General features: G+C 72.9%; 15 protein-coding genes. 11 read left to right on the forward strand and 4 right to left on the reverse strand.

Going from position 1 to position 15,904, the window contains the following annotated elements:
• The first annotated feature begins 22 nt into the window (after window positions 1-22).
• Window positions 23-1,423 (forward strand): aminotransferase class V-fold PLP-dependent enzyme, encoded by a 1,401-nt coding sequence (locus IO20_RS0101505; protein ID WP_030547449.1) that lies wholly within the window; start codon window positions 23-25, stop codon window positions 1,421-1,423.
• A 69-nt stretch (window positions 1,424-1,492) separates the two neighbouring features.
• Here IO20_RS0101505 and IO20_RS0101510 read toward each other — a convergent pair whose 3' ends face one another.
• Together IO20_RS0101510 and IO20_RS0101515 are read right to left on the reverse strand one after the other, a co-directional pair.
• Window positions 1,493-1,774, reverse strand: coding sequence for an Lrp/AsnC family transcriptional regulator (locus tag IO20_RS0101510; RefSeq protein ID WP_030205672.1), 282 nt, complete (start codon window positions 1,772-1,774; stop codon window positions 1,493-1,495).
• Window positions 1,771-2,523, reverse strand: a complete 753-nt coding sequence (locus IO20_RS0101515) for a rhomboid family intramembrane serine protease (protein WP_030547447.1) — start codon at window positions 2,521-2,523, stop codon at window positions 1,771-1,773. Before IO20_RS0101515 ends, IO20_RS0101510 begins: the two co-directional genes overlap by 4 nt.
• Before the next feature lie 156 nt (window positions 2,524-2,679).
• On the opposite strand from IO20_RS0101515, the gene IO20_RS0101520 reads away from it, so the two are divergent.
• The 5 genes from IO20_RS0101520 to IO20_RS0101540 all read left to right on the forward strand — a co-directional run bounded on the left by IO20_RS0101520 (window position 2,680) and on the right by IO20_RS0101540 (window position 8,105).
• A complete protein-coding gene (locus tag IO20_RS0101520; RefSeq protein ID WP_017238847.1) occupies window positions 2,680-2,922 on the forward strand; it encodes a hypothetical protein in 243 nt (80 codons plus the stop codon).
• 33 nt (window positions 2,923-2,955) lie between these two features.
• Window positions 2,956-4,320: an NYN domain-containing protein gene (locus IO20_RS0101525; RefSeq protein WP_030547445.1), complete on the forward strand. Its 1,365-nt coding sequence runs from the start codon at window positions 2,956-2,958 to the stop codon at window positions 4,318-4,320.
• A 256-nt stretch (window positions 4,321-4,576) separates the two neighbouring features.
• Complete coding sequence (locus IO20_RS0101530) at window positions 4,577-5,626, forward strand: C40 family peptidase (protein ID WP_030547443.1); 1,050 nt, start codon at window positions 4,577-4,579, stop codon at window positions 5,624-5,626.
• A 192-nt stretch (window positions 5,627-5,818) separates the two neighbouring features.
• Window positions 5,819-6,841: a C40 family peptidase gene (locus IO20_RS0101535; protein ID WP_030547441.1), complete on the forward strand. Its 1,023-nt coding sequence runs from the start codon at window positions 5,819-5,821 to the stop codon at window positions 6,839-6,841.
• Window positions 6,842-6,890: 49 nt separating this feature from the next.
• The gene (locus IO20_RS0101540; protein ID WP_030547439.1) at window positions 6,891-8,105 is read left to right on the forward strand and encodes a hypothetical protein; all 1,215 of its coding nucleotides are present in this window, start codon (window positions 6,891-6,893) and stop codon (window positions 8,103-8,105) included.
• A 45-nt stretch (window positions 8,106-8,150) separates the two neighbouring features.
• Here IO20_RS0101540 and IO20_RS0101545 read toward each other — a convergent pair whose 3' ends face one another.
• Complete coding sequence (locus tag IO20_RS0101545; RefSeq protein WP_030547437.1) at window positions 8,151-9,431, reverse strand: glycosyltransferase family 87 protein; 1,281 nt, start codon at window positions 9,429-9,431, stop codon at window positions 8,151-8,153.
• An 88-nt stretch (window positions 9,432-9,519) separates the two neighbouring features.
• Between IO20_RS0101545 and IO20_RS0101550 the strand changes: the two genes are divergently transcribed.
• Window positions 9,520-10,662, forward strand: a complete 1,143-nt coding sequence (locus IO20_RS0101550) for a glycosyltransferase family 4 protein (RefSeq protein ID WP_030547435.1) — start codon at window positions 9,520-9,522, stop codon at window positions 10,660-10,662.
• An 85-nt stretch (window positions 10,663-10,747) separates the two neighbouring features.
• Here IO20_RS0101550 and IO20_RS0101555 read toward each other — a convergent pair whose 3' ends face one another.
• The gene (locus IO20_RS0101555; RefSeq protein ID WP_030547433.1) at window positions 10,748-12,544 is read right to left on the reverse strand and encodes an AMP-dependent synthetase/ligase; all 1,797 of its coding nucleotides are present in this window, start codon (window positions 12,542-12,544) and stop codon (window positions 10,748-10,750) included.
• Window positions 12,545-12,799: 255 nt separating this feature from the next.
• Here IO20_RS0101555 and IO20_RS0101560 point away from each other — a divergent pair, with 255 nt between their 5' ends.
• The 4 genes from IO20_RS0101560 to IO20_RS0101575 all read left to right on the forward strand — a co-directional run bounded on the left by IO20_RS0101560 (window position 12,800) and on the right by IO20_RS0101575 (window position 15,859).
• Window positions 12,800-13,567 (forward strand): metallophosphoesterase family protein, encoded by a 768-nt coding sequence (locus tag IO20_RS0101560; RefSeq protein WP_078945872.1) that lies wholly within the window; start codon window positions 12,800-12,802, stop codon window positions 13,565-13,567.
• A gap of 145 nt (window positions 13,568-13,712) precedes the next feature.
• A complete protein-coding gene (locus IO20_RS0101565) occupies window positions 13,713-14,156 on the forward strand; it encodes an SRPBCC family protein (protein WP_030547430.1) in 444 nt (147 codons plus the stop codon).
• 46 nt (window positions 14,157-14,202) lie between these two features.
• On the forward strand, window positions 14,203-15,354 hold the full coding sequence (locus IO20_RS0101570; protein WP_030547428.1) for an ArsA family ATPase: 1,152 nt from the start codon (window positions 14,203-14,205) through the stop codon (window positions 15,352-15,354).
• Between the two features lie 43 nt (window positions 15,355-15,397).
• Window positions 15,398-15,859 carry a DUF5304 domain-containing protein gene (locus IO20_RS0101575; RefSeq protein WP_030547425.1) on the forward strand — a complete coding sequence of 154 codons (462 nt, stop codon included), beginning with the start codon at window positions 15,398-15,400 and terminating at the stop codon, window positions 15,857-15,859.
• Window positions 15,860-15,904 lie beyond the last annotated feature (45 nt).

Here is a 15,904-nt window from a genome sequence, read left to right on the forward strand (position 1 = left end):
TTCCTGCCAGGGAGATACCGCCATGTCCGCGTACCCGAACGCCGCTGCCGCCACCGTCACCGCTGCCGACTCCGAGTCCGCCGATCCCTGCTGCGCCGCCCCGCTGCCCGTCCTCGGCCGGGACGTCACCGTCCCGCTCGTCACCGGCGGCGAGGTGACCTACGCGGCGCTCGACTACGCGGCCAGCGCGCCGGCCCTCCAGCGGGTCTGGGACGACGTCGCCGCGTACGCCCCCTACTACGGCAGCGTCCACCGCGGTGCCGGCTACCTCTCCCAGCTCTCCACCGACCTCTTCGAGAACAGCCGCGCCACCGTCGCCGAGTTCCTCGACTGCCGCCCCGGCGACCAGGTCGTCTTCACCCGCTCCACCACCGACTCGCTCAACCTGCTCGCCGCCACGCTCCCCGCCGACTGCCAGGTCTTCGTCTTCGAGACCGAGCACCACGCCTCGCTGCTGCCCTGGCAGGACGCCCGGGTCACGTACCTCAACGCACCCCGCACCCCCGAGCAGGCCGTCGCCACCCTGGAGCGGGCCCTCGCCGACCGGGACCCGTACGGCCCGGCGCTCGTCTGCGTCACCGGTGCCTCCAACGTCACCGGCGAGCTGTGGCCGGTGACGGAGCTGGCCGCCGCGGCGCACGCGCACGGCGCCCGGATCGTGCTCGACGCCGCCCAGCTCGCGCCCCACCACCCGGTCTCCGTCCGCGAACTCGACGTGGACTGGATCGCCTTCTCCGGGCACAAGCTGTACGCGCCCTTCGGCTCGGGTGTCCTCGCGGGCCGCGCCGACTGGCTCCAGGACGCCGAGCCCTACCTCGCGGGCGGCGGCGCGTCCAAGAAGGTCGCCCGCCGCACCGACGGCGGGGTGGACGTCGAGTGGCACACCACCGCCGCCCGGCACGAGGCCGGCTCCCCGAACGTCATCGGCGTGTACTCCATCGCCTCCGCCTGCAAGGCGCTCACCGAGGCGGGCTTCGACACCCTCGTCGAGCGGGAGCGGCACCTGATCGCCAAGGTCCGCACCGGCCTCGCCGAGGTCCCCGAGGTCAAGGTGCTGTCGCTGTTCGGCGACGACGCCCCCCGGGTCGGCGTCATCTCCTTCGTCGTGGAGGGCTGGAACAGCTCCCACTTCGCCGCCGCGCTCTCCGCCGAGTACGGCATCGGCGTCCGCGACGGTCTCTTCTGCGCCCACCCGCTGGTCCGCACCCTGCTCGGCAGCGACCCGCAGACCCAGGGCGAGTGTGGGGCGCCCGAGGCGGCCCCGGGGGAGAGGTCCCTCAACGCCATCCGGGTCAGCTTCGGCGCCGGTACCCCGGACGAGCACGTCGAGCGGTTCGTCGGCGCCGTGAAGGAGCTGGTCCGGGACGGCGCGCAGTGGAAGTACCGCACCGAGGACGGCCGCTGCGTCCCCGACCGCGGCTGAGTGCTCACTCGTACGGGTGAAGGGGGCCTCCCCGTCGGGAGGCCCCCTTCACGTGACGCGTGTGCGGCCTCAGGACTCCAGTCCGATGGCGAAGGCCGCCTCCAGGTCGTGCTGGGAGTACGTGCGGAAGGCGACGTGGGTGTCCGTGGCCTCGACGCCCGGGATCTTGCTGATGCTGCCGGGGATCACGTCCGCCAGGTCGTCGTGGCGCGGCACCCGGACCATGGCGATCAGGTCGTACGTACCGGTCACCGAGAAGACCTCGCTGACGCTGTCGAGCGCGGCGATCGACTCGGCGATCTCGGGGATGCGGTCCACGCTGGTCTTGATGAGCACGATCGCGGTGATCACGGCTGGCTTTCTCCCTCGGTCGCCGCGGTTTGGGCCTTCACTCTATCCCCACCCCGGTAGCGCCCCCAGGCGTAGAGGAAGCCCACGGAGAAGCCCACCACATGGGCCAGATAGGCGACGCCGGGACCGGCGCCCGCCGCCCGCGCGGCCAGCCACTGCAGGACGAACCAGAAGATCAGCACGATCCAGGCGGGGAAGCGCAGCGGCAGGAAGAAGAGGAAGGGGAAGAGGCTGGTGACCCGGGCGCGCGGGAAGAGGAAGAGGAAGGCCCCGAGCACCGCGGAGATCGCCCCGGACGCCCCGACGAGGGTCTGCTCGCTGTGCGCGTGCGCCACCGCGTACCCGAGCAGGGCCAGGTATCCGGTGCCCAGGTAGAAGAGGGCGAACTCGACCGGGCCCATGCGCTCCTCGGCCATCGCGCCGAAGACGTACAGGAACAGCATGTTGCCGAGCAGGTGGAGCCAGCTCCCGTGGACGAAGAGCGCGGTCAGCGGGGTGAGCAGGGCGCGTGGATCGCCGGTCATCAGCTCGGCGGGGACGACGCCCCAGCGGCGGAAGTACGCGCCCTGCGCCGCGAGGAGCTCGTCCCCGGTGCCGTACACCGGGTTGAGTCCGGAGACCGGACTGAACACGAAGAGGAGACAGCACGCGGCGATCAGTCCGTACGTCACCGTGGGTCCGCCGCGGATGCCGCGCCCGGACCCCGTTCCAGCGCGGACAGCGCGGACAGCGCCTCGCCAATCGATCATGGACAGATCATGGCGTACCGGGGCCGAACTGGACAGAGTGCCTCGCCGTGCCCCCGGCCACCCGTGAGGCCGTAGGGTTACGGGCAGTACACCGCAGTTCGACGGCGCACCGCGGCTCCCGCACCTGGTACACGCAACAGGAAGAAGGACGGCACGATGACGACGGTTCCCCTGCCGACCGCCGAGACCCGCTGGCGCTGCACGCTCTGCGGCAACCTGACCCGCTTCGACGTGACCCGCTCCTCCAAGGTCGTGGAGTACGTCCATCTGGACCTCGCGGGAGACCCGACGGTCGAGGAGCGGCAGGTGGTCAGTGAGACCATCGAGTCGGTCCGCTGCCGCTGGTGCAACGCGGTGGACCAGATCGAACTGGTGGACAGGCCGGGCGCCGCTTCCTGAGGGACGGCGCGGACGACATAGGGGTGACGGATCGTGGAGCAGCCCGCGCACGGTGAAGAGCCGGCCGGCGCGGCAGGTGACGCTGCCGAGACGCTCGACCACCCACTGCCGGAAGGCGTACGGCGGCGGGTCGTCGCGTTGGTCGCGGACGCCTTCGGCGGGCTGACCGTCGCCGAGCTGCCGGCGCCCCTGAGGCAGTACGCCCGGTTCACCGCCAGCCGGCGGGCCAAGTTCGCCGGCAACGCGATGGCGGCTGCCCTGGACAGCGATCCGCTGTTCCGGCAGCGGATCGGCGAGCGGCTCAAGCAGGGCCAGCCCGAACTGGCCGGAGCCGTCGAGACCGGCACCCCGCCCGCCGCCGCCGACCCGGTCGACGTGGCGGCGGCCGCCTATGTGCTGCGCCCGCCCGGCTGGGTCAAGCTCGTGGCCGCCGCGGGCGAGGAGGCGCTGCGCGTCGACGCCGAGCGGGCCGACGAGGCCGGCCGGCGCGAACTGGAACGGCTGCGCGAGGAGCTCGCCGCCGCGCGGGACCGTTCCCGGGACGAGACCGAACAGCTGCGGCGCGACCTGGAGACGGCCCGGAAGGAAGCGGAATCGCTTCAGCGCAAGCTGCGCAGCGCCCAGAGCGACGTGAAGCGCGGCGAGGCCGCGCTGCGCCGCTTCCAGGGCGAGATGGAGACCGCGCGGGCGGAGGCGGCGGCCCAGGTGTCCTCGGCCGAGAGCGAGAGCCGGCGACTCAAGGCCCGGCTCGGTGAGGTCGAGGCCGCCCTTGAGGCGAGCCGCAGGACCGCCCGCGAGGGGCGTTCGGTGGAGGACATGCGGCTGCGGCTGCTGCTCGACACCGTCCTCGACGCGGCCCAGGGGCTGCGCCGTGAACTGGCGCTGCCGCCCGTGTCGATGCACCCGGCGGACACGGTGGACGCGGTGGAGCCGGGGCGGATGTCCCCGAAGGACATCGCGGCGCGGGCGCTCTCGGAGACCGATCCGGCCCTGCTCGACCAGCTCCTCGCGCTGCCGCAGGCCCATCTGGTCGTCGACGGCTACAACGTCACCAAGACCGGCTACCCGACGATGCCGCTGGAGAAGCAGCGGCTGCGGCTGCTCGGCTCCCTGTCGGCCCTCGCGGCCCGCTCGGGGGCCGAGGTCACCTGTGTCTTCGACGGGGCGGAGCTGGCGGCGCCGGTGCTGCTCGCGCCGCCGCGCGGCGTGCGGGTGCTGTTCTCGAAGCCCGGCGTCACGGCGGACGAGTTGATCCGGCAGCTGGTGCGTGCGGAGCCGCCGGGCCGGCCGGTCGTGGTGGTCTCCACCGACCGCGAGGTGGCCGACGGCGTGGCGAAGGCGGGTGCGCGGCCGGTGGCGTCCGCCTTGTTGCTGAAGCGGCTTTCGCGGCTCTCGTGACGCATCGCAACTCCTGGGTGGTATGCCCGAATTCTGGACGGCGGACCGTCAATTACTCATCACTGCCCGTGTGATGCACGGAAATAAAGTGGTGCCCGAGCGATATTTTTGCCAGTGGGATTTGAACTGATCACAACTTGGTCACTAGGGTCGGCCTTCGAACCTTCGCGCGGTTGATCACCCATCCGGGGTGACGGCGGAGGAACCGCCTGCCCCTGACCGGTTGGGCGGCTCGAGGAAGAAGGAGCTCGCCTTCGTGGCGTCCCACCGTCGACCCAAGCAGCCGAGCCGCATGCGCGTGACCGTGCTCACCGCGACCGCGGCCGCCGCCGTCGCCCTCACCGCCCAGGGCGGTGCCCAGGCGGCCCCCGCCAAGCCCAAGATCGACGAGGTCAAGTCGAAGGTAGACGCGCTGCACCACGAGGCCGAGGAGGCCACGGAGCAGTACAACCTCGCCGACGAGCGCCGTGGCAAGCTGCAGCAGGAGATCGGTCAGCTCCAGGACAAGGTCGCCCGCGGTCAGCAGGAGCTCAACACCCTGCGCGACCAGATCGGTTCCGTCGCCAGCGCCCAGTACCGCTCCGGCGGCATCGACCCGGCGCTCCAGCTCTTCCTCTCCGCCGACCCGGACACGTACCTCGAGAAGGCGTCCGCGATCGACCAGTTGAGCGCCCAGCAGGCCGACGTGCTCACCTCGATCCAGGCCAAGCAGCGCACCCTCGCGCAGCAGCGGACCGAGGCCACCACGAAGCTGGCCGACCTCGAGGACGTCCGCAAGACGCTCGGCGAGAAGAAGAAGAAGTTCCAGACCAAGCTGGCCGAGGCGCAGAAGCTCCTCAACACCCTCACCGCGGCCGAGAAGGCCAGGCTGGCGGAGGAGGAGCGGGCGAAGGAGCAGCGCGCCAGCCGTGACGCCGGCGAGCGGATGAACCTCGGCAACGAGGTCCCCGCCAACGGCTACGGCGCCGCCGCGCTCGCCGCCGCCGCCACGCAGATCGGCGACCCTTACGTCTCCGGTGCCGAGGGCCCCAACGCGTACGACTGCTCCGGTCTGACCCAGTGGGCGTACGCCCAGGCCAACGTCCAGCTCACCCGCACCACCTACACGCAGCAGAACGACGGCGTGAAGATCGGCCGCAGCCAGCTCAAGCCGGGCGACCTCGTCTTCTTCAACAGCCTGTCGCACGTGGGTCTGTACGCGGGCAACAACACGATCCTGCACGCCCCCAAGCCGGGCGCCAGCGTCCGCTACGAGTCCATGGACTACATGGGCACGTTCCAGTTCGGCGTCCGCATCGGCGGCTGACCCACGACCCGCTGCGGCACACCGCCCGAACGGGTGGTTCGCCGCGACGCGTACTGACCCGACGCCCCGCCGGTGACCTGTGTTCTCCGGCGGGGCGTCACTTTGTGTGCCCATCGGCTTCGTTGGACGCGGACTGATCAACGGCTACTGTCTGCCGCGCCAGTCTGCGTCGAGCCGAACGGAGCGCGATTCGTGGCGTCCCACCGCCGACCCGCCAGGGTCACCGTCCTCACCGCCGCCGCGGCCACCGCGGCGGCGTCCCTCGGGGCCGTCCCCGCGAGCGCCGACCCCGGGGCCGGACCCGCGGCCACCCGCGCCACGGTCGACCGGCTCTTCGAGGAGGCCGAACAGGCCACCGAGGGCTACAACCGGGCGGACGAGAAGGCGGACGCCCTGCGCCGGACCGTCTCCCAGGCCCGGGACGGCCTCGCCCGCGGCCAGGAGCGCATCAACCGCATGCGGGGCGTGATCGGCCTGGTCGCCGGGGCCCAGTACCGCTCCGGCGGCATCGACCCCGCCCTCGCCCTGTTGCTGTCCTCCGACCCGGACAGCTACCTCGAGCGCGCCACCGCCCTCGACCGGATGACCGCCCGCCAGAGCGCCACGCTCGCCGAACTGCAGCGGGAGCAGCGCCGGCTGGACCAGAAGCGCTCCGAAGCCCGCACCGCCCTGACCGAGCTGGAGCGCAGCCGGGCCGAGGTCGCCCGCCACAAGCGCACCGTCGAGCGCAAGCTCGCCGAGGCCCGCCGGGTGCTCGCGAGCCTCACCGCCGAGGAGCGCGCCGACTTCGACCGGGCCTCCCGCACCGGCGGACGCGACGGAGGACCCGCGGAGGAGCTGCCGCCCATGGCCGACCTCGCCCCGGGCTCCTCGCGGGCGTCCGCCGCGGTGATCGCGGCCCGCAGCATGATCGGCAAGCCGTACGTGTGGGGGGCGACAGGACCCTCCGCCTTCGACTGCTCGGGCCTGATGGTCTGGTCGTACCGGCAGGCCGGGATCAGCCTGCCGCGCACCTCCTCGGCGCAGCGGTACGCGGGCCGTCAGGTGCCGCTGTCGCAGGCGCAGCCCGGGGACATCGTCACGTACCGCGGCGACGCGAGCCACGTCGGGATCTACGCGGGCAACGGGCAGGTCATCCACGCCCCCTATCCGGGTGCGCGGGTCCGCTACGACCCGGTGAACATGATGTCGCACGTGACGGTGACCCGGGTCTGACCTCCGTTCCCCGGGCCGCGGGCCCTCGGCGCCCCGTACGATCGGGGGCGTGGCAGGTCAGGGGAGTGGAGCGGCGCGCGGCGCCGCCGCGTGTCTCCTCGCCGCCCTGCTCGCCCTCGCCGGATGCGGTGCTCCCGAGCCTGCCGGCCCGGCGCCCGGGGTGATCCAGGGCCTGCTCGACCGGCACGCGCGGGCGCTGCTCGACCGGGACGAGGCCGGCTATCTCGCGGCCCTGGACCCCGCGCTCGTGCCGGCCGCGCGCACCGAGTTCGGCCGGCTCTCGAAGATCCCGCTCGGCGGCCTGAGCTACCGGGTCACCGATGTCGACACGACCGGTGAGGGCAGGGCCACCGCCGAGGCCGAGCTGGGGTACCGGATCAAGGGCTACGACTCCGGGCCCGCCACCACGGAGCGGGTCCTGGACCTCGCCGAGCGGGACGGGCGCTGGTACGTCACCGGCGACCGTGCCGCCGACGGCGCCCCGCAGCAGCTGTGGCAGCAGGGCGACGTCCAGGTGGTGACCGGACGGCGCGGCCTCGTCCTCGGCGTGGGCCAGAGCACGGAGCGGCTGCGGGAGATCGCGGCGGCGGTCGACCGGGCGGTGCCCGCCGTGGGGGACGCCTGGCGCAGCGCGTGGGCGGGCCGGGTCGTGGTCCTCGTGCCCGCGTCGGTCGAGGCGATGGGGCGGCTCCTCGGCGGACCCGCCGCCTCCTACCGGGGCATCGCGGCCGTCACGACCGGCGAGGTGGGCGGTGGCCCGTCGGCGCCCGCGGACCGGGTGATCGTGAACCCGGACGCGTACGCCCTCCTCGGCTCCTTCGGCCGGCAGCTGGTCCTCACCCACGAGACCACCCATGTCGCGACCCGGGCCGGGACCACGAAGGCCACCCCGGTCTGGCTCTCCGAGGGCTTCGCCGACTGGGTCGCCTACCGGGGCACCGGCCGCACCGCCGCCCAGGCCGCGCCCGAGCTGCGCCGCGCGGTCCGCGCGGGCGAGCTGCCCGCCCGGCTCCCCGAGGATCCCGACTTCGCCTTCGGCGGGGACGCGGAGGCCCTGGGACGGGCGTACGAGGGCGGCTGGCTGGCCTGCGAGCTGATCGCGGAGCGCTGGGGCGAGGCGAAGCTGACGGAGTTCTACAAGGCCGTGGGCGCGCACCCGGGCCGTGAGGGCGCGGTGGAGAAGGCGCTCCAGGACGTGCTGGACACCACGCCGGAGGACTTCACCGCCGACTGGCGGGCCTATCTGGGGGAGCGGCTCGGGTAGACGCCGCTCTCCTGCGCCCGGGCTCCGGCGCGTACCGCCGGGACCTCAGCGCGTGCCGGACAGGACCTTCTCGCGCTCCGGGCCGGTCGCCTGCGCGGGCACCAGCGCGACCGCCGCGAGGCGTGGCTCCGTCACCGTGTGGCGCCACAGGATCCGGCAGGCGATGAGCGTGGCGGCGACGAGGAGGCCGTTCCGGCTGAACAGCACCGCCATGCCCAGCGGATCGCTCCGCGTGACGTGCGAGAACCACACGGGGAACTCGAACTGCGTGATCGCCGTCGCCCACAGGACCAGATGCGCCGGCCGTTCCATCCGGCTCGACCGGTACGCCAGGCACACCGCGGCGAGACCGACCAGCCACAGCATGTACTGCGGGGAGAGCACCCGGCTCGTCGTCGTGAACAGCAGCACCGCCACGAAGGCCGCGTCCGCCACCGTCGACGAGGTGAAGCGGCGTGCCCGGAACCGCCAGAGCAGCAGCCAGGCGAAGGCGGCGAAGGTGAGCCCCATGGCGGCCGTCGACACCGTGGACACGTACGGGCCGAGGAACTCGATCGAGCCGTAGTTCATCCGCGCCTCGCCGTCCCAGCCGAAGTGCCGGGCCACGTGGAAGACCATCGAGCCCAGCGACTCGACCTCCGTGCCCCGGTCGCGCTGGAAGGAGAGGAAGGCCAGCGCCCCCGGCATCCACAGCACGCAGAACAGCAGCACGGCCGCGGCCGCGCCCACCGCCGCCGGCCAGGAGCGGAGGGTCGCCCGCCCCTTCGGAGTGCCCGCGAGCAGCAGCACCGGCCACACCTTCAGGACCGCGCCGAACCCGGCGAGGGCGCCGAGGACGCGGGGGCTGCGGCCCGCCGCGAGCAGCGCGGCCACCGCGACGGCGGTCACCATCACGTCGTACCGGGCGTAGGCGGTCGGGCCGAGCAGGGCGATGCCCGCGATCCACATCCAGGCGCCGCGCGACGAGCGGCCGGCCCGGCGGCCCGTGTGGAGCAGCAGCCCCAGGACGAGCGCGTCACAGAGGAAGGCGAGGACGAAGAAGGCGGCCGAGTAGCCGAGGAAGGGCAGCAGCCCGGGGGCGAGGACCGCGAACGCGGCGGCCGGCGGGTACTGCCAGGTCACGTCGTCCAGCGGATACGTGCCGGTCCGCAGGACCTCGTACCAGCCCTGGTAGATGTCCTCGATGTCGAACGTGATGTCCGGACCCGGGATCACCACGACCTTGAAGACGAGCAGCAGCAGGATGATCCGGGTCAGTGCCCAGAGTCCGAGCGGCAGCCGCAGTTCCGCGAGTGACCGTGACCACTTTCCCACTGCGCCCGTCATCACTGGCTCGTCCTTGTCCTGTCGGCCCGCTGATGCGGGGGAGTGGTGGTGCTGGGCGGTGGATGCGCGCGCGGTACTGTCGGCCACGATGCACAAGACCCTGATCGTAACCAACGACTTCCCGCCGCGTCCCGGCGGAATCCAGGCCTTCCTGCACAACATGGCACTCCGCCTGGATCCCGAACGGATCGTGGTCTACGCCTCCACCTGGAAGCGCAGCCGCGAGGGGATCGAGGCGACGGCCGCGTTCGACGCCGAACAGCCTTTCACGGTCGTGCGGGATCGCACCACCATGCTGCTGCCGACTCCTCGGGTCACCTCACGGGCCACCGCGCTCCTCCGTGAGCACGGCTGCGAGTCCGTGTGGTTCGGCGCCGCCGCACCCCTCGGCCTGATGGCCCCCGCGCTGCGCCGCGCGGGCGCCCGGCGACTCGTCGCCACCACTCACGGCCACGAGGCGGGCTGGGCCCAACTCCCCGCCTCTCGCCAGCTGTTGAGGCGGATCGGCGAGGGTACGGACACCATCACCTACCTCGGTGAGTACACCCGTTCCCGGATCGCCGCGGCCCTCACACCGGCCGCCGCGGGCCGGATGACGCAGCTCCCGCCCGGCGTCGACGAGAAGACCTTCCACCCCGACTCGGGCGGCGCGGAGGTCCGCGCCCGCCTCGGGCTCAGCGACCGCCCCGTCGTCGTCTGCGTCTCCCGGCTGGTCCCGCGCAAGGGCCAGGACACCCTGATCCGGGCGATGCCGCGGATCCTGCGCCGGGTCCCGGACGCGGTCCTCCTGATCGTCGGCGGCGGCCCGTACGAGAAGGATCTGCGCCGCCTCGCCGCCGAGACCGGAGTGGCCGGATCCGTACGCTTCACCGGCGCCGTCCCCTGGTCCGAGCTGCCCGCCCACTACGGCGCCGGAGACGTCTTCGCCATGCCCTGCCGCACCCGGCGCGGCGGCCTCGACGTCGAGGGCCTCGGCATCGTCTACCTGGAGGCCTCCGCCACCGGCCTCCCGGTCGTCGCGGGCGACTCCGGGGGCGCCCCCGACGCCGTCCTCGACGGCGAGACCGGCTGGGTCGTCCGCGGCGAGTCCTCCGAGGACACCGCGGACCGCGTCGCCACCCTCCTCCTCGACCCCGAGCTGCGCGCCCGCATGGGCGAGCGGGGCCGTGCCTGGGTGGAGGAGAAGTGGCGCTGGGACCTCCTCGCGGAGCGGCTCAAGCAGCTGCTCTAGGCCCGCGCGGGGCCGTTGTACGGACAGGACGGCCGGAGGCCCGGAGCGACATCGCTCCGGGCCTCCGGCCGTACGTGCTTTCGGATCAGGCGCTGTAGATCGCCTCGATCTCGTCCGCGAAGTCCTTCGCCACCACGTTCCGCTTCAGCTTCAGGGACGGGGTGATGTGGCCCGCCTCCTCGGTGAACTGGGCCGGAAGGATACGGAACTTGCGGACCGACTCCGCCTTGGAGACGGCCGCGTTGCCGTCGTCGATCGCCCGCTGGACCTCCGCGACGAGCTCCACGTCGTCGCGCAGCGAGGCCGCCGTCGAACCCGTCGGCTTGCCGTGCTCGGCGGCCCAGCGGCCGAGGAACTCCTCGTCGATCGTGACCAGCGCGCCCACGAACGGGCGCCCGTCGCCGACCACCATGCACTCCGCGACGAGCGCGTGCGCCCGGATCCTGTCCTCGATGACGGCCGGGGCGACGTTCTTGCCGCCCGCCGTCACCAGGATCTCCTTCTTCCGGCCGGTGATCGCCAGGTAGCCGTCCTCGTCGAGGGTGCCGATGTCGCCCGTGTGGAACCAGCCGTCCGCGAGCGCCTCGGCCGTCGCCGTCTCGTTGTTCCAGTACCGCGAGAAGATGTGCTCGCCGTGCAGCAGCACCTCGCCGTCGTCGGCGATCCGCACCACCGAGCCCGGCAGCGGCTGACCGACCGTGCCGATCTTCTGCCGGTCCCAGGGGTTGAACGCCGTCGCCGCGCACGACTCCGTCAGGCCGTAGCCCTCCAGGACCGTGAAGCCGATGCCGCGGAAGAAGTGGCCGAGCCGCTCGCCGAGCGGCGCGCCGCCCGAGATCGCGTACTCGCCGCGCCCGCCGAGCACCGCCCGCAGCTTGCTGAAGACCAGCTTGTCGAAGACCTTGTGCTTCAGCTTCAGACCGAAGGACGGGCCGCTCGGGGTGCTCAGCGCGCGGCTGTACGCGATGGCCGTGTGCGCGGCCTTGTCGAAGATCTTGCCCTTGCCGTCGGCCTGCGCCTTCGCCCGGGCCGAGTTGTAGACCTTCTCGAAGACCCGCGGCACGCCGAGGATCAGCGTCGGCCGGAACGAGGCCAGCTCGTCCGTCAGGTTCTTGATGTCCGGGACGCAGCCGAGACGGATCGGCGCCATCACGGACGCGACCTCGACGAGCCGCCCGAAGACGTGCGCGGCGGGCAGGAACAGCAGCACCGAGCACTCGCCGGTGCGGAAGAGGGGCTTCAGCCGCTCCACCACGTTGCCGCACTCGGCGAAGAAGGCCCGGTGGGTCAGGACACAGCCCTTGGGGCGGCCCGTCGTGCCCGAGGTGTAGACGATCGTCGCCGGGTCGTCCGCGTTCGCCGCCGACATGCGCTCGTCCAGCAGCTCGTCGGAGACGTCCGCGCCGGAGGCGGTCAGCCGCGCGACCGCGTCGTCCTCGATCTGCCACACGCCCTTGAGCTGCGGCAGGTTCGCCCTGACGGACTCCACCGACTCCTGGTGGGCCGCGCTCTCGACCAGCACGAGGGTGGCGCCCGAGTCGCCGAGGATCCACTGGATCTGCTCCGGCGAGCTCGTCTCGTACACCGGTACGGTCACGCCGCCCGCGCTCCAGATCGCGAAGTCCAGGAGCACCCACTCGTACCGCGTGCGCGACAGCAGCGCGACGCGGTCGCCCGGCTCGACACCGGCGGCGATCAGGCCCTTGGCGGCCCCACGGACCTCCGCGAGGAACTCCGTGGCCGTCACGTCGGTCCAGGCGCCGTCGACCTTGCGGCCCATCACGGCGACATCTGGGTGCTGGGAGGCGTTGCGGCGGATGAGATCCGTCAGATTGCCGTCCGCGGGGACCTCGTACAGGGCCGGAAGGCTGAACTCGCGCAAGACTGCTGCTCCTCATCGGGCGCCGGCGCCACGGCTCTGTGTGATGCACCGGTGAAGTCCAAGAACTGGCGGGCGCTCAGTGGGGGTGAGCACGACTGGACTGCCCGGACGTTACCCATCAGTACGTGGTTCCCGATAGGGGGTCCCGGTCAGATGTTCGGTGCGTCACACATGTATGGCGGTGCTCTGCGCAGAGTAATCCACAGGTTTCCCGACTCGGAAGTAACCGCAGGTCGCACCCCCTAAAGTAGGCCCATGCGAGTCCATGTGGTCAGTGACGTGCACGGGAACGCCGACGACCTCGCCAAGGCGGGGAACGGCGCCGACGCCCTCATATGCCTGGGTGACCTGGTCCTCTTCCTCGACTACGCCGACCACAGCCGCGGGATCTTCCCCGACCTCTTCGGCGTCGAGAACGCCGACCGGCTCGTGGAACTGCGCACCGCCCGCCGCTTCGACGAGGCCCGTGAGCTGGGCCGCCGCCTCTGGGCCGAGCTCGACGTCGACCGCGAGACCGCGATCGAGGCCGCGGTCCGCCGCCAGTACGCCGAACTCTTCGCCGCCTTCCCCACCCCCACGTACGCCACCTACGGCAACGTCGACATCCCCCGCTTCTGGCCTGACTTCGCCGGGCCGGGGACGACCGTCCTCGACGGCGAGCGGATCGAGCTCGGCGGCCTCGTCTTCGGCTTCGTCGGCGGCGGCCTGCGCACCCCGATGCGCACCCCGTACGAGATCTCCGACGAGGAGTACGCGGCGAAGGTCGAGGCCCTCGGCGACGTCGACGTCCTGTGCTCCCACATCCCGCCGGACGTGCCGGAGCTCACGTACGACACCGTCGCCCGCCGCTTCGAGCGCGGCAGCCGGGCCCTGCTCGACGCCGTCCGCCGCACCCGGCCCCGCTACGCCCTCTTCGGCCACGTCCACCAGCCGCTCGCCCGGCGGATGCGGATCGGCGCGACCGAGTGCGTCAACGTCGGCCACTTCGCCTCGACGGGCACCCCCTACGCCCTGGAGTGGTGAGCCGGCGCCACCGGAGTGGCGCGCCGGCCGCCCGGGCCCGTGGTGACGGGCCCGGCGCCGGGGCGCGATAGCCTTCCGTCGGCACGCCCGTGCCCCGCGACTTCCCTCGATTTCCGCCGGACCGCACAGTGGAGGAGCCAGCACGATGGCCGAACACACCAGCTCGAGCATCACCATCGAGGCGGCGCCGGCCGACGTCATGGGCGTGATCGCCGACTTCGCCCGCTACCCCGAGTGGACGGGCGAGGTGAAGGAGGCCGAGGTCCTGGAGACGGACGCCTCAGGCCGCGCGGAGAAGGTCCGGCTGCTCCTCGACGCCGGTGCGATCAAGGACGACCACACCCTCGCCTACACCTGGACCGGCGCCGACGAGGTCAGCTGGACCCTGGTCAAGTCCCAGATGCTCCGCTCGCTCGACGGCTCCTACCGGCTCGCCCCGCTCGGCGGCGGCGACCGCACCGAGGTCACCTACCAGCTCACCGTCGACGTCAAGATCCCCATGCTCGGCATGATCAAGCGCAAGGCGGAGAAGGTCATCATCGACCGCGCCCTCGCCGGCCTGAAGAAGCGCGTCGAGTCGGACCGGTAGCCCCTCCGGGCCGGTGGGCGGCCAGGGGCCGGTAACGTTCCGCGGCATGCGGATCATCCTTGTCACCGGCCTCGGCGGCGCCGGACGCACCACCGTCGCCGCCGCCACCGCCCTCGCCGAGGCGCGGGCCGGTCGCCGGGTCCTGCTCGTCTCCGAGGACGCCGACCCGCTCCTGGGCGGTGAAGGCCTCCGCGTGCTGCGCCCCGCGCCGGCCGCCGACTTCCGCCGCGAGTTCCTCGCCCTCCAGGCCCGCTCCGGCACGGCCCTCGACCTGCTCGGCACCGCGCCCTTCGAGGACGCCGAGCTCACCGAACTCCCCGGCAGCCGCCAGTTCGCCCTGCTGCGCGCCCTGCGCGACGCCGCCGACGGCGACCACGAGCTCGCCGTCGTCGACCTGCCGCCGCTCCCCGAGGCCCTCGCCGTCCTCGCCCTGCCCGAGCAGCTCCGCCGCTACCTGCGCCGCCTCCTGCCCCCCGAGCGGCAGGCCGCCCGCGCCCTGCGCCCCATGCTCGCCCAGCTCGCCGGCGTCCCCATGCCCGCGCAGTGGCTGTACGAGACCACCGCCCGCTGGGAGGCCGAGCTCGCCGCCGTGCAGGCCGTCGTCGACGCCCCCGCCACCAGCGTCCGCCTCGTCCTCGAACCGGGCCCCGCCGCCGGCCGCGCCCTGCGCACCGCCCGGCTCGGCCTCGCCCTCCAGGGCCTGGCCCTCGACGCCGTCGTCGCCAACCGGCTGCTGCCTTCCGACTCCGAGGACCCCTGGCTCGCCGGGCTCACCGCCCAGCAGCACCGGCACCTGGCGGAGCTCCGTACCGTCACCGGCGCCGTCACCGGCTGTGTCCTCGACGAGCTGCCCCACCTCGGCCGGGATCCGCGCGGGCCCGAGGACCTCACGCTCCTCGCGCCCGCACGCCCCGCATCCGCCCAGGACCCCGCCCCCGCCCCGGAGTGGCCCGTCGAGGACCGGCGCGAGGAGGACGGCGTCCTCGTCTGGCACATCCCGCTGCCCGGGGCCGTCAAGGAGGAGCTGTCCCTCGTCCGTCGGGGTGACGAACTGCTCCTCACCGTCGGCGCCTTCCGCCGCAACGTGCCCCTGCCGGGCGCCCTGCGGCGCTGCGCCGTCACCGGCGCGGGACTCGTCGAAGGAGACCTCCGGGTGCGCTTCACCCCGGACCCCGGCCTCTGGCCCCGTACCCCCTGAGGGGGCGTGTACCGTCGAAGTACCAGCCAGTGAGGAGTACGCCATGAGCGATTCGGACGCCTGGGCCAAGGCGTGCGCCGAGGACCTGGAGGCGGAGAAGGCCCGCCGCAGGGCAGAGCGCGGAGAAGGACCCGGCTCGCCCGCGGAGGAGTTCCGCAAGCTCTTCGACGCCGTCGCCGACAAGGTCGCCGGCGGCCTCGGGAACCCGCTGCTCGCCGGCCAGGCCGCGCAGACCGTGCAGCAGCTCGTCAGCCAGGCCAAGGCCGCCGTCGAGCCCGTCATCGAGCGCAACCCGCAGGTCTTCGACCACCTCGCCGCCGCCGGCAGCGAACTCCTCGCCGCCTACCGCTCTGCCGTCGAGGGCCACGAGCGCCGCTGGACCCGCGAAGGCACGGTGCCGGCGGACGACCCGCGCGACCCCCGCCGCGAAGCGGACGGGCCGGGCGAGGGCGACCGCAAGGACGACGAAGGGCCGGGAACCGGGCAGCACATCGACCTCGACTGACCGGGACGCCCGTCCCCCTCGGGTACGGTGGGCCCTAGCGGGGCT

Source organism: Streptomyces exfoliatus (assembly GCF_000725545.1).
GTDB classification, from domain to species: Bacteria; Actinomycetota; Actinomycetes; order Streptomycetales; family Streptomycetaceae; genus Streptomyces; species Streptomyces exfoliatus.